The sequence below is a fragment of the Bradyrhizobium sp. WSM2254 genome, from assembly GCF_000472645.1.
In the GTDB taxonomy this organism is placed as follows: Bacteria; Pseudomonadota; Alphaproteobacteria; order Rhizobiales; family Xanthobacteraceae; genus Bradyrhizobium; species Bradyrhizobium niftali.
In genome coordinates this window covers 39,251-52,373 of the sequence record NZ_AXAB01000009.1, presented here as the reverse complement: position 1 = coordinate 52,373, position 13,123 = coordinate 39,251, and the positions used below count along the sequence as shown (strand labels likewise).

Sequence of the window (13,123 nt, the reverse complement as noted above, 5' to 3'; positions counted from 1 at the left end):
TCAGCTCGCCAGAAAGTCCAGCACTACTTCGGAGTATTTTTGCGGCGCCTGCTCGAACATCGGATGCGTCGCGTTCGGGATGATCGCCGTCTTGGAATAGGGCACGTGCGCGGCCAGCGCATGCAGCACCTTCGGCAGCAGGCCCTTGGTCCGCGCGCCCAGGATGAACAACGTCGGCATCTTGATCGATTCCGCATCCGCCTTCGAGAACGGCGGGCGGTTGTCGCGGACCTGCCCGATCAGCGTATAGGCGTTGTCGCGCAGATTCTGCTTCACCATCGCCGGGAGCCGCGGCCAGGTGCCGGCGCCCTCCAGCGTGTCCACGAAGACGGCAAGGCCGCCGTCGACATCGCCGGCCGCGATCTTCTCGGCCGAGGCCGTGAACCGCGCCAAGAGCGGCGAGGGGCCACCGACGTAATCGGGATCGAGGCTCGCATCGAGTTCGCCGCCGGGCTCGGCGAGGATCAGCCGCCGGAGCAGCTCCGGCCGCCGTTGCGCCACGCGGAAGCAGATGTGCCCGCCGCGGGAATGCCCCATCAGGTCGACCGGACCGAGGTCGAGTTTTTCGATGAAGGCGATGACGTCGTCGACATGCTGGCTGATGGAATAGGTGTCGCCGTTGCCGTCCCACTGCTCGGGGAAGAAGTGCCGCAGGCTGACGGCAATCAGCCGGTGCCGTTGCGTCAGCGGCCCGAGCACGCAGCCCCAGATGCGGAAGTCCGAGAGCGATCCATGCACGCAGACCAGCGGCGGGCCGCCTTTGGCTTCGCCCACGTCGAGATAGGGCATGTCGTAACCGTTGACGTGAAGGCTCTGCATTCTGGGCTCGCGGGAAGGAGGCGGAACTCCTGTGCAAGATTCCCGGAAACCGGGTGGATCGCAACTATTTCCAAGCCTAGATTTGGCCAGAGATCACATTGGGGGCATGCGACAAGGACGCAGCCAGGAACCAAGCCATGACCGACCAGCATTTTGCCCTGTTCGATACCAGGATCGGCCTCTGCGCCATCGCCTGGGGCCCGCGCGGCATCAACGGCACGCAGCTTCCGATGGGCGGCGAGCAGAAGATCCGCACCCGCATCAGCCAGCGCCACATCGATGCCAGTGAAGCCGAGCCGCCCGCCGAGGTGCAGCAGGCGATCGACCGGATCACAAATCTGCTCGCGGGCGAGCCGGATGACCTCACCGACATCCCGCTCGATCTCGACGGCGTGCCCGACTTCAACCGCGGCGTCTACGAGATCGCCCGTGGCATCCCGCCCGGCAAGACCATCACCTATGGCGACATCGCCAAGCAGCTCGGCGGCGTCGAGCTGTCGCGCGATGTCGGCCAGGCGCTGGGCCGCAACCCGTGCCCGATCGTCGTGCCCTGCCACCGCGTGCTGGCGGCCGGCAACAAGCCCGGCGGCTTCTCGGCCAATGGCGGCGTCGTGACGAAGCTGAAGATGCTCGAGATCGAAGGCGCGCTGGTGAACCACACGCCGAGCCTGTTCGATTGAGGCTACGTTGAGGCTCGCTCGGGGTCATGGCCGGGCCTGACCCGGCCATCCACGTCTTCCCGGCCGCACAAAGAACGTAGATGCCCGGGACAAGCCCGGCCATGACGGTGTTCGGAACGACTGCTCGGGCTAGATCTTCGCCGCCGTCTTCGGCCAATATTTGTCGCGCAAATGCCGCTTCACCAGCTTGCCGGTCGGCGTGCGCGGCAGCTCGGCCTCGAAATCGATCGAGCGCGGGCACTTGATGGCGGAGAGGCGGCCCTTGCAATAGGCGATCAGGTCGGCTTCCAGCGCCTTGCCCGCACGCGTCATGTCGTGCGGCTGCACCACCGCCTTCACCTCCTCGCCCATCTCCTCGTTCGGCACGCCGAACACGGCGACGTCGGCGACATCGGGGTGGGTGATGAGCACGTCCTCGGTCTCCTGCGGGTAGATGTTCACCCCGCCCGAGATAATCATGTAGGACTTGCGATCGGTGAGATAGAGAAAGCCGTCCTTGTCGAGATAGCCGACATCGCCGAGCGTCGACCAGCCCTTGGCGTTGTAGGCCTTCTTGGTCTTCTCGGGATCGTTGTGATAGGTGAAAACAGGCGCGTCGGCGAAATAGACCGTGCCGATTTCGCCGGTCGGTTGCTCCTCGTCGTTCTCGTCGAGAATCTTGATCTTGCCGACCACGGCGCGGCCGACGCTGCCGCGATGCCCCAGCCATTCTTTCGAATTGCACACGGTGACGCCGTTACCTTCCGAGCCGGCGTAATACTCGATCAGGATCGGTCCCCACCATTCGATCATTGCTGCTTTGACGTCGACCGGGCAGGGGGCGGCGGCGTGGATGGCGCCCTTGAGCGTCGAGACGTTGTACTTCGTGCGGATCTCGTCCGGCAGCTTCAGCATGCGCACAAACATGGTCGGCACGAGCTGAGATTGTGTGACCTTGTACTTCTCGGCCAGCTTCAAGAACTCTTCGGCGTCAAAACGCTCCATGATGATGGAGGTGCCGCCGAGCACGATTGCCATCATGTTGAAGCGCAGGGGAGCCGCGTGATAGAGCGGCGCCGGCGAGAGATACGTGCTCTCCGCATTCATGCCGCACATGTCGGCGCAGAGCACGCGCAGGAAGGCGTTCGGCAGGTCGATCCTGTTGCCCTCGAACGCCTTCTTGATGCCCTTGGGCCGGCCGGTGGTGCCGGACGAGTACAGCATGTCGTAGCCGGCGACCTCGTCGGCGATCGGCGTCGTCGGCTGTGCTGCGGCTTCCTCGTCGTAGGAACGGAATCCGGGCAGCGGCTCGTCCATCATGTAGAAGACCGGCTCGCCGGGCGTGCCCTTGATCAGGGCCTTGATCTGGTCGGCGCATTTCGGCGTGGTGATCACGACCCTGGCGCCGCAATCGGCGATGATGTAGTCGATCTCGTCCTGCTTCAGATAGCGGCTGATCGCGGTGTAATAGAGCCCGCTGCGCTGCGCTGCCCAGCAGATCTCCATGAAGGCAAGCCGGTTCTCCATCAATAGCGCGATGTGGTCGCCGGCCTTCAGGCCGAGCGAGCGGAACAGGTGTGCGCCCTGGTTCGAGAGCTCGTCGAGCTCGCGATAGGTGATCGCCTTGCCGGTGCCGGCCATCTGGTAGGCGATCTTGTTCGGCGTGGTCTTCGCGTAGACGGACGGATGGGTCATAAGCGTAGGTCCCAAAAGGCACACGAGATGTCGTCCCGGCGAAAGCCGGGACCCATAACCACAGGGCGTCGTTTGGCGGAGGATCGTCGTTCGGTACTGCGACCAACCACTATCGATAGATTTCGCGGTATGGGTCCCGGCTTTCGCCGGGACGACACCGTTAGTGTGGCAGCAGTAGTTTACAGCCGCTCCACGATCGTCACATTGGCCATGCCGCCGCCTTCGCACATGGTCTGCAGGCCATAGCGCTTGCCACGCTGGTGCAGCGCGTGGATCAGCGTCGTCATCAGCTTGGTGCCGGAGCCGCCGAGCGGATGGCCGAGCGCGATGGCGCCGCCATTGATGTTGAGGCGCTCCGGATCGGCGCCGGTGGTCTTGAGCCAGGCGGTCGGCACCGAGGCGAAGGCCTCGTTGACCTCGAACAGGTCGATGTCGCCGATCGTCATGCCGGCCTTCTCCAGCGCGCGCTTGGTGGCGTGCAGCGGCGCGTCCAGCATGATCACGGGATCGCCGCCCATCATGGTCATGTGATGGACGCGCGCGAGCGGCTTGACGCCGAGCTGCTTCAACCCGCGCTCGTTCACCACCATGACGCCGGAAGCGCCGTCGCAGATCTGGCTGGCGCTGGCCGCGGAGAGCTTGCCGTTCTCGGCGATCAGCTTGACGCCCTTGATGCCGTCGAGCGTGGCGTCGAAGCGGATGCCCTCGTCGATGTGGTGGGTATCCTTGCTGCCGTCGGCGCGGGTGATCTCGAGCGGGACGATCTCCCTCTTGAAGTGACCGGCTTGCGTCGCCGCGATCGCGCGCTGATGGCTGTTGAAGGAATATTCGTCGAGGTCATTCTTGGAGAGGCCGTACTTCTCGGCCATCATCTCCGCGCCGGTGAACTGGCTGAACACGATGTTGGGGTACTTCGCCTCGATGCCCGGGCTCTTGTAATTGCCAAAGCCGTTCTTGGCCGGGAGCTGCGAGGACAGGCCCATCGGCACGCGCGTCATCGATTCCACGCCGGCGGCGATCACGACGTCCATCGCACCGGACATCACGGCTTGGGCCGCGAAGTGCAGCGCCTGCTGCGAGGAGCCGCACTGGCGGTCGATCGAGGTGCCCGGCACGCTTTCCGGCAGCTTCGAGGCCATGATCGCATTGCGCGCGACGTTGTTGGACTGTTCGCCGACCTGCATCACGCAGCCCATGATCACGTCCTCGACCAGGGCCGGATCGACCTTGGTGCGATCGACCAACTCGTCCAGCACCTTGGCGGCGAGATCGGCCGGATGCCAGCCGGCGAGGCGGCCCCCCTTGCGCCCGCCGGCGGTACGCGCAGCGGCGACGATGTAAGCCTCGGCCATTTCGGTTTCTCCCTGAATTTTTCTGGATCGGGTTGGTTGTCGGGGGCGGATTAAAAGGGCGCGACATCATTTAGTCAATCGATCAATTAACTCTTGTGATGAGGCGCTGCTTGGGCTTATCTGCGCCCCGCTTCAAGCGGCGAGAACAGGGAACTCCGTGGCTACCAGCGTACCGACCAGGCTCCCCAACGGAAAGAATTCCACGGCAGAGAAATTGCTCGTGGCCGCGAGCGAGCTGATGATCGAACGTTCCTCGATCGAGATTTCGCTCTCCGACATCGCCCAGAAGTCGGGCGCCAACGCCGCGCTGGTCAAATATCACTTCGGCAACAAGGACGGCCTGCTGCTGGCGCTGCTCGAGCGCGATGCGGGAACGGAGCTGTCCAACCTCGAATATCTGCTGGCCCAGCCGATCACGCCGACCGCGAAGCTGAAGCTGCATATTGGCGGCATCATCCGGGCCTATCACCGGTTCCCCTACATGAACCGGCTGATCCACTATCTCCTGCACGAGAGCGTCGCCGGCTCTGCCGACGAAGTCTCGAAATTCTTCGTCGCGCCGCTGCTGGATTTTCATCGCCGCCTGCTCGCCGAAGGCGTCAGCCGCGGCGAATTCCGTCAGACCGATCCGGTGCTGTTCTACACCAGCCTGATCGGCGCTTGCGATCATCTGTTCTTCGGCCGGCACGCGATGTCTCGCGCGACCGGCGTCGGCCCGGTCACCGACGAAGTCTGCCGGCAATACATCAAGCACATGGAAACGCTGATCTGCGGCGGCATCCTCACCAACGTCGAGGAAGCTGCCGCGGCCGGATGATCCGGCCGAACCCGTCAAGTCCAGAGAAGAAACGCCCAAGGAAAGGTATTTGCGATGCAGTTGAAAGACGTAGCCGTTCTCATCACCGGCGGTGGTTCGGGCCTTGGTGCCGCGACCGCCCGCGCCATGGCCGCCAAGGGCGCAAAGATTGGCGTGATCGACCAGAGCAAGGAAAACGCCGAGAAGGTCGCGGCCGAGGTGAAGGGCGTCGCGCTGCATGCTGACGTCACCGACGAGGACGGCATCAAGGCTGCGATCGCCAAGGCCGAAGCCGCCCACGGTGTCGCGCGCGTGCTGATGAACTGCGCCGGCATCGGCGGCTCGCAGCGCATCGTCGGCAAGGACGGCGTCTATCCGCTCGCCAAGTTCGCCCGCATCATCAACGTCAATTTGATCGGCACGTTCAACTGCCTGCGGCTGTTCGCGGAGCGCCTGGTCACCGTCGAGCCGATTGGCGAGGAGCGTGGTGTCATCATCAACACCGCGTCGGTGGCGGCCTATGAAGGTCAGATCGGCCAGATCGCCTATGCGGCGTCGAAGGGTGGCGTCGTCGGCCTCACGCTGCCGGCCGCGCGCGACTTCGCGAGCCAGAAGATCCGCGTCAACACCATCGCGCCCGGCCTGTTCCTGACGCCGCTGCTGATGGGCCTGAACGAAGAGGCCCGCAAGAGCCTTGGCGCCCAAGTGCCGCATCCCGCGCGCCTTGGCGATGCCGCTGAATACGGCTCGCTGGCGGTGCACATCGTCGAGAACCCGATGCTGAACGGCGAGACCATCCGCCTCGACGGCGCCATCCGCATGGCGCCGCGGTAAAGCTCTCTTCCCCTTCTCCCCCTGTGGGAGAAGGTGGCGCGCGCAGCGCGACGGATGAGGGGTTCTCTCCGCGATCTCACCTGTGGAGGCAGACCCCTCACCCGAGCGAATGCGCGGCGAGCGACGTACATGCCCTCTCCCACAAGGGGAGAGGGCGCAGCAATCGGCACCATTGTTGCGGATGAAGGAAGTCGCGCATGTCCCAACCCCTGCTGATCGAGCACAACGACGGCGTCGACCGGGTGACGCTCAACCGTCCCGACAGCCTCAACGCGCTCGATCCCGCGCTGATCGATGCGCTCAACGTCTATTTCCAGGGCCTCCAGCGCAACCGCGAGACGCGCCTCGTGGTGCTGAAGGGCGCCGGCAAGAATTTTTGCGCGGGCCTCGATCTCAAGGCCGCGATGGCGCGCCGGGCTGGGCAGCAGGAGCCGCCCGGCGTCACCGAATCCCTGGACTCGCAGCGGCGCATCGCCGACATCGTGATGCTGATGCGGCGCTGTCCGCAGCCGATCCTGGCGCTGGTGCAGGGCGCGGCGGCCGGCGGCGGCTTTGCGCTGGCGCTTGCGGCCGACATCCGCATCGCGACGAAATCGGCGCGGATGAACTGCGCCTTCATCAAGCTCGGCCTTGGCGGCTGCGACATCGGCACCAGCTATTTTCTGCCGCGCCTCGTCGGTGTCTCCGTCGCCTCCGAGCTGATCCTCACGGGGCGCTTCATCGGCGCCGAGCGGGCGCTCGCGGTCGGTCTCGTCTCCGAGGTCGTCGACGAGGACAAGCTCGATGATGCGGCTGAGCCTTACATCGATGCGATGATCACGGCCTCGCCGGTGGGTCTACGCCTCTCGAAAGAATGCCTCAACATGAGCGTCGATGCCGGATCGCTGGAAGCTGTTATCGCGATGGAAGACCGCAATCAGGTCCTGTGCAGCCGCTCCGAGGAATTTTCGGAAGGCATCAGGGCCTTCCTTGAGAAGCGAAAGCCTGTCTATATCAGGCGCTGAACGACGAAGATCCGCAAAGGACAGTAATTCCGGGAGACGCAAAATGAGTGGCAGCGCGGCGGCGGTGATGACGAAGCCCGCCTTTCGCAAGGTCGAGTGGCTGGCACGCGACATCGACGTCGAGCGCCGCGGCGACGGCACGGTGGTGCTGAAGTCGCGCATTCCGCTGCAACCTCACGAGAGGCACATCCCGGCCTCGCTCGCCAAATGGGCGAAGCATGCACCCGAGCGCGTCTGGCTCGCCCAGCGCGGCGGCCCCAACCGCGAATGGCGGAAGGTCTCTTACGGCGACGCCAAGCGCACCGTGGATTCGCTGACGCAAGGCCTGCTCAATCTTGGCCTCGATGGCCGCCCGGTCACGATCCTGTCCGGCAACTCGATCGAGCATGCGCTGATGACGCAGGCGGCGATGCAGGCGCGCGTTCCGGCGGCTCCCGTGTCGCCGGCCTACTCGCTGATGAGCCATGATCACGTCAAGCTGAAATACCTGTTCGACCTGATCAAGCCGGCCGTGGTGATGGTGCAGGACGGCCCGACCTTTGAGAAGGCACTCAAAGCGCTCGATCTTACCGGCGTCACCGTGGTCCACGTCTTGCGGCCCTGCGACGGCATCAAGAGCGTCAGCTTTGCCGAGCTTGCGGCAACGCCGGTGACCGCCGCTGTCGCGGAGTCGATTGACAAAATCACGCCCGACACCGTCGGCAAGCTGCTCTTCACCTCCGGTTCGACCGGCATGCCAAAAGCCGTCATCAACACGCAGCGCATGATGTGCGCCAATGCCGCGATGATGATGCAGGTGCGGCCGCGCGATCCGGGCGGACCGATCTCGACCATGCTGGACTGGATGCCCTGGAACCACACGATGGGCGGCAATGCCGCGTTCCATCCCATCCTGGTCGACGGCGGGACGCTCTATATCGACGACGGCCGGCCGATGCCGGGCCAGTTCGAGGAGACGCTGCGCAATCTGCACGAGATCTCGCCGACCTATTACGCCAACGTGCCCGCCGGCTATGCCGCGCTCGCCGCTGCCATGGAGAAGGACGATGCGCTGTGCCGCTCCTTCTTCAAGAACCTGTCGATCATGGCCTATGGCGGCGCGCGGCTGCCCGACGATCTCTACGACCGCATGCAGGCTCTCGCGGTGAAGACCACCGGCGAGCGCATCGTGTTCTACACCGGCTGGGGCTCGACCGAGACCGCGCCGACCTCGACCGGCACCTATTGGGACACCGAGCGCGTCGGCCTGATCGGCCTGCCGTTCCCCGGCGTCGAATTGAAGATGGTGCCGTGCGGCTCGAAATACGAGCTGCGCCTGCGCGGCGTCAACGTCACGCCCGGCTATTTCGGCCAGCCGGAGCTGACCAGGAAGATGTTCGACGAGGAAGGCTTCTACTGCATCGGCGACGCCGGCATCTTCGTCGACGACGCCGATCCGGTGAAGGGCATCATCTTTGCCGGGCGCGTCGTCGAAGACTTCAAGCTGACCACCGGCACGTTCGTCCATGTCGGCTCGCTCCGCACCGACACCATCGCAGCCGCAACGCCTGTCGTGCATGACGCGCTGGTCGCAGGGCAGGATCGCGCCTTCATCGGCCTGCTCGCCTGGCCGAACCTGCATGCCTGCCGCCAGCTTGTCGGCAATCCCGATCTCAGCTTTGAGCAGGCCGTGAAACATCCCGAGGTGATCGCCTGTTTCAGGCGCGGTCTGGAAGCGCACAACAGGGAGTGCGAAGGCGCCAGCAGCCGCATCATCGCGCGCGCCATGCTGATGGTCGAGCCGCCCTCGATCGACGGCAATGAGCTGACCGACAAGGGCTACATCAACCAGCGCGCCGGCCTGGAGCGTCGGGCTGTGCTGGTGGAGCGGCTCTATGCGGACAAGCCGGATCAGGATGTGATCGTGCTGCGATGAAGCACTCCTCTCTCCATTCGTCATTCCGGGGCGCGCATAGCGCGAACCCGGAATCCATCGGGCCGCATACGCGTGGCGAAATGGATTCCGGGCTCGCGACGTCGTCGCGCCCCGGAATGACGGCATCAATTCAAGTGACCCAATAAGAAAGCAAGCCGCCATGAACTTCGACTTCTCCGACGACCAGAAGCAACTCCGCGACCAGGCGCGCAAATTCCTCACCGAAAAATGCCCGCCCAAGGCCGTGCGCGTCGTGCTCGACGGCAAGGCTCCCTACGACAAGGAACTCTGGAAGGGCCTCGCCGAGATGGGCTTCCTCGGCGTCGCAATCCCCGAAGAATTCGGCGGCGCGGGCGCCGGCCATCTCGAGCTGTGCGTGATCGCGGAAGAGATGGGCCGGGCCAACGCGCCGGTGCCGTTCTCCTCGACCGTTTATCTCGCCGCCGAAGCGCTGCTGATCGCCGGCAGCGACGCGCAGAAGAAGAAGTGGCTGCCGGCGATTGCCTCGGGCGAGGCGATCGGGACGCTGGCGCTGTTCGAGGGCAAGGGCAATCCGTCGCCGAAGGCCATCAAGCTCACTGCTGCGAATGGCGTGCTCAACGGCGTCAAGAAGCCCGTGGCCGATGGCGCGATCGCCGACTTCGCCGTCGTTGCAGCGCGCACGGGGTCGAGCGGGCGTGAGAGCGACATCTCGCTGTTCCTGGTCGATCTCAAGGGCGGCGGCGTCGAGGTGAAAAGCCTGACCAACCTTGATCCGACGCGTGGCCAGGCGGAGATCACTTTCAAGGACTGCAAGGCCGAGCCGCTGGGCGCGGCCGGCGAGGGCTGGAGCATCCTCACCCAGGTGCTCGACCGTGCCGCCGTGCTGTGCGCCTTCGAGCAGGTTGGCGGCTCCGACCGCGCGCTGGAGATGGGCCGCGACTACGCGCTCGACCGCATCGCCTTCGGCCGCCAGATCGGCTCGTTCCAGGCGGTGAAGCACATGCTTGCCGACATGTACGTCTCGGCGACGCTGGCGCGCTCCAACAGCTATTACGGCGCCTGGGCGCTTTCGACCAACGCATCCGAATTGCCGGAAGCCGCCGCCGCCGCGCGCATCAGCGCAACGCAGGCGTTCCAGCACTGCGCCAAGAACAATATCCAGGTGCACGGCGGCATGGGGTTCACCTGGGAGTTCGACTGCCACATGTACTACCGCCGGGCGAACGCGATGGCGCTGGCCCTCGGCAGCCTGTCCTATTGGGAAGACCGGTTGATCGACCGCATGCGCAAGAAGAACGCGGCTTGATGTTGTCGTCATCCCGGGGCGCCGCAACGCGGCGAACTACGATGTGCAATTGCACATCTGAGAATCTCGAGATGAGTAAGTAACCTCTGGATTCCGGGTTCGATGCTTCGCATCGCCCCGGAATGACGGAAGAAGAGACAAGACCATGAACTTCGACGACACCCCGCAGGAAGCCGAATTCCGCGCCACCGCACGCGCCTGGATCGCAGCGAACGCGCCCAGGCAGTACGAGGACGAGCTGCGCAAATCCTCGCTTGGCCGCACCCAGCTCAAGAACGCTGACATCCTCGAGGTCGCCAAGGCCTGGCAGAAGAAGAAGGCCGATGCGGGCTGGGCCTGCCTGCACTGGCCGAGGGAATATGGCGGCCGTGGATCGTCGCCGATCGAGCGCGTGATCTGGCAGCAGGAAGAGGGGCCGTTCGGCAAGCTCTCCCATATGTTCATCATCGGCCACGGCATGTGCGGGCCGACCGTGATGGCATTCGCACGGGAGGAGCATAAGCGCACCTATCTGCCGCCGCTCGCATCAGGCGAAAAGGTCTGGTGCCAGCTGTTCTCCGAGCCGGCCGGCGGCTCCGACGTCGCGGGCCTGCGCACGCGGGCGGAGAAGGATGGCGATGAATGGGTCATCAACGGCCAGAAGATCTGGACGTCGGGCGCGCATTATTCCGACTATGGCATCCTGCTCACCCGTACCGATCCTGATGTGCCCAAGCACAAGGGCCTCACCATGTTCTTCCTGGACATGAAGAGCGAGGGGGTCGAGGTGCGGCCGATCAAGCAGGCGAGCGGTGCTTCCGACTTCAACGAGGTCTATTTCACCAACGTGCGTATCCCCGACCATCAGCGCCTCGGCGAGGTCGGTGACGGCTGGAACGTCTCGCTGACCACGCTGATGAATGAGCGCATGTCGATCGGCGCGGGCGTCTCGACCGGTTTCCCCGAACTGTTCGACTATTGCACCAGCCTGATGCTGGAGGACGGTCCGGCGATCGACGATAGGGCGGTGCGCTCGAAGCTCGCGAACTGGGCGGTGAAGGCGAGCGGCCTGCGCTACACCAGCATGCGCGCGATCTCGGCACTGTCGAAGGGCGAGCGGCCGGGGCCGGAGAACTCCATCGGCAAGCTCGTTGCCGGATCGATGATCCAGGACGTTGCGACCTACGCGCTGGACTTGCAGGGCGCGAGCGGTGTCATCAGCGGCCCCGAGGATGCCGAGATCGCCGGCCGCTTCCAGGCCATGCTGCTGCGCGCGCCGGGCACCCGTGTCGAAGGCGGCACCGACGAGATCATGCGCAACATCATCGCCGAGCGGGTGCTGGGCCTGCCCGGCGACATCCGCGTCGACAAGGACGTGCCGTTCAACAAGATCCCGACGAAGGGAAGAGGTTAGAGGTCTGCCATGAACTTCGACGACACCCCGCAGGAAGCCGCATTCCGCGAGACCGCGCGCAAATGGGTCGAGGGCAACGCGCCGAAGGAGTTTTTGGCGGAGCTGTCAAAATCCTCGCTCGGCCGCATCCGGCTCGCCCAGCACGACATCGTCGATGTCGGCAAGGCCTGGCAGAAGAAGAAGGCGGAGGGCGGCTGGGCCTGCCTGCACTGGCCGAAGGAATATGGCGGCCGCGGCGCCACGCCGATCGAGCGCGTGATCTGGCAGCAGGAGGAGGGCGTCTACGGCAAGCTGACGCAGCCGTTCCAGATCGGCGAGGGCATGTGCGGCCCGACCGTGATGGCCTTCGGCAGCGAGGACGCCAAGCGCCGGTACTTGCCGAAGCTCGCCTCCGGGGAGGAGATCTGGTGCCAGCTGTTCTCCGAACCCTCGGCCGGCTCGGACGTTGCGGGCTTGCGCACGCGCGCGGAGAAGAAGGGCGACAATTGGGTCGTCAACGGCCAGAAGACCTGGACCTCGGGCGCGCATTATTCCGACTTCGGCCTTCTGATCGCGCGCACCGATCCGAACGTGCCCAAGCACAAGGGCCTTACCATGTTCTTCCTGGACATGAAGAGCGAGGGGGTCGAGGTGCGGCCGATCAAGCAGGCCAACGGCATGCAGGAGTTCAACGAGGTCTATTTCACCGACGTGGTGATCCCGGACAGCCAGCGCCTCGGCGCCGTCGGCGAGGGCTGGAGCGTGTCGCTGACCACGCTGATGAACGAGCGCATGTCGATCGGCTCGCGGCTTGCGACCGGTGTGCCCGAAATGTTCGAGTTCTGCGCGAACCTGATGCTCGAGGACGGTCTCGCCATCGACGATCCCGCGGTGCGCTCCAAGCTTGCGAGCTGGGCGGTGAAGTCGAGCGGGCTGAAATATACCAGCTACCGCGCGATCTCGGCGCTGTCGAAAGGCGAGCGGCCGGGTCCGGAGAACTCGATCGGCAAGCTGGTCTCGGGCATGATGCTCCAGGACATCGCGACCTACGCCATGGACCTCCAGGGCGCGGCCGGCGTTCTCACAGGCAGCGATGAGGAGACGGTGCAGGGCCAGTTCCAGCAGATGCTGCTGTCCTCGCCCTCGATGCGCATCGCCGGCGGCACCGACGAGATCCTGCGCAACATCATCGCGGAGCGCGTGCTGGGCCTGCCGGGTGACATCCGCGTCGACAAGGACGTGCCGTACAACAAGATCCCGACCAAGGGGCGTTGATCTCACGTCTCGCGGTATCTCGTAGGGTGGGCAAAGCGAAGCGTGCCCACCATATGCAGATGCGCCGGGGCACGCCTTTAGCTACGGCGCCTTTGCCCACCCTACGAGAAAAGA

11 protein-coding genes are annotated in these 13,123 nt (G+C 64.7%); 8 read left to right on the top strand and 3 right to left on the bottom strand.

Going from position 1 to position 13,123, the window contains the following annotated elements:
• A complete protein-coding gene (locus A3M7_RS0107195) occupies positions 1-819 on the bottom strand; it encodes an alpha/beta fold hydrolase (RefSeq protein ID WP_027543321.1) in 819 nt (272 codons plus the stop codon).
• 137 nt (positions 820-956) lie between these two features.
• Between A3M7_RS0107195 and A3M7_RS0107190 the strand changes: the two genes are divergently transcribed.
• Positions 957-1,499, top strand: coding sequence for a methylated-DNA--[protein]-cysteine S-methyltransferase (locus A3M7_RS0107190; protein WP_027543320.1), 543 nt, complete (start codon positions 957-959; stop codon positions 1,497-1,499).
• 129 nt (positions 1,500-1,628) lie between these two features.
• Here the strand turns inward: A3M7_RS0107190 and A3M7_RS0107185 are convergent, their stop codons facing one another.
• Together A3M7_RS0107185 and A3M7_RS0107180 are read right to left on the bottom strand one after the other, a co-directional pair.
• Positions 1,629-3,173, bottom strand: coding sequence for an acyl-CoA synthetase (locus A3M7_RS0107185; RefSeq protein ID WP_027543319.1), 1,545 nt, complete (start codon positions 3,171-3,173; stop codon positions 1,629-1,631).
• Positions 3,174-3,352: 179 nt separating this feature from the next.
• The gene (locus A3M7_RS0107180; RefSeq protein WP_027543318.1) at positions 3,353-4,525 is read right to left on the bottom strand and encodes an acetyl-CoA C-acetyltransferase; all 1,173 of its coding nucleotides are present in this window, start codon (positions 4,523-4,525) and stop codon (positions 3,353-3,355) included.
• Between the two features lie 157 nt (positions 4,526-4,682).
• On the opposite strand from A3M7_RS0107180, the gene A3M7_RS0107175 reads away from it, so the two are divergent.
• From A3M7_RS0107175 to A3M7_RS0107145, 7 genes are all read left to right on the top strand, one after another.
• The gene (locus tag A3M7_RS0107175) at positions 4,683-5,342 is read left to right on the top strand and encodes a TetR family transcriptional regulator (protein ID WP_027543317.1); all 660 of its coding nucleotides are present in this window, start codon (positions 4,683-4,685) and stop codon (positions 5,340-5,342) included.
• A gap of 54 nt (positions 5,343-5,396) precedes the next feature.
• The gene (locus tag A3M7_RS0107170) at positions 5,397-6,155 is read left to right on the top strand and encodes an SDR family NAD(P)-dependent oxidoreductase (RefSeq protein ID WP_027543316.1); all 759 of its coding nucleotides are present in this window, start codon (positions 5,397-5,399) and stop codon (positions 6,153-6,155) included.
• Between the two features lie 197 nt (positions 6,156-6,352).
• The gene (locus A3M7_RS0107165; protein ID WP_027543315.1) at positions 6,353-7,159 is read left to right on the top strand and encodes an enoyl-CoA hydratase/isomerase family protein; all 807 of its coding nucleotides are present in this window, start codon (positions 6,353-6,355) and stop codon (positions 7,157-7,159) included.
• Between the two features lie 43 nt (positions 7,160-7,202).
• Positions 7,203-9,074 carry an AMP-binding protein gene (locus tag A3M7_RS0107160; RefSeq protein ID WP_027543314.1) on the top strand — a complete coding sequence of 624 codons (1,872 nt, stop codon included), beginning with the start codon at positions 7,203-7,205 and terminating at the stop codon, positions 9,072-9,074.
• A gap of 160 nt (positions 9,075-9,234) precedes the next feature.
• The gene (locus A3M7_RS0107155; protein ID WP_027543313.1) at positions 9,235-10,362 is read left to right on the top strand and encodes an acyl-CoA dehydrogenase family protein; all 1,128 of its coding nucleotides are present in this window, start codon (positions 9,235-9,237) and stop codon (positions 10,360-10,362) included.
• 145 nt (positions 10,363-10,507) lie between these two features.
• On the top strand, positions 10,508-11,755 hold the full coding sequence (locus A3M7_RS0107150) for an acyl-CoA dehydrogenase (protein ID WP_027543312.1): 1,248 nt from the start codon (positions 10,508-10,510) through the stop codon (positions 11,753-11,755).
• A gap of 9 nt (positions 11,756-11,764) precedes the next feature.
• Positions 11,765-13,009: an acyl-CoA dehydrogenase gene (locus A3M7_RS0107145; RefSeq protein WP_027543311.1), complete on the top strand. Its 1,245-nt coding sequence runs from the start codon at positions 11,765-11,767 to the stop codon at positions 13,007-13,009.
• Positions 13,010-13,123: the final 114 nt, after the last annotated feature.

Coding starts and splice junctions, on each gene's coding strand:
- A3M7_RS0107155 (WP_027543313.1), top strand. CDS start 9,235: ATGAACTTCGACTTCTCCGACGACCAGAAGCAACTCCGCGACCAGGCG.
- A3M7_RS0107185 (WP_027543319.1), bottom strand. CDS start 3,173: ATGACCCATCCGTCCGTCTACGCGAAGACCACGCCGAACAAGATCGCC.
- A3M7_RS0107170 (WP_027543316.1), top strand. CDS start 5,397: ATGCAGTTGAAAGACGTAGCCGTTCTCATCACCGGCGGTGGTTCGGGC.
- A3M7_RS0107165 (WP_027543315.1), top strand. CDS start 6,353: ATGTCCCAACCCCTGCTGATCGAGCACAACGACGGCGTCGACCGGGTG.
- A3M7_RS0107145 (WP_027543311.1), top strand. CDS start 11,765: ATGAACTTCGACGACACCCCGCAGGAAGCCGCATTCCGCGAGACCGCG.
- A3M7_RS0107190 (WP_027543320.1), top strand. CDS start 957: ATGACCGACCAGCATTTTGCCCTGTTCGATACCAGGATCGGCCTCTGC.
- A3M7_RS0107150 (WP_027543312.1), top strand. CDS start 10,508: ATGAACTTCGACGACACCCCGCAGGAAGCCGAATTCCGCGCCACCGCA.
- A3M7_RS0107195 (WP_027543321.1), bottom strand. CDS start 819: ATGCAGAGCCTTCACGTCAACGGTTACGACATGCCCTATCTCGACGTG.
- A3M7_RS0107160 (WP_027543314.1), top strand. CDS start 7,203: ATGAGTGGCAGCGCGGCGGCGGTGATGACGAAGCCCGCCTTTCGCAAG.
- A3M7_RS0107180 (WP_027543318.1), bottom strand. CDS start 4,525: ATGGCCGAGGCTTACATCGTCGCCGCTGCGCGTACCGCCGGCGGGCGC.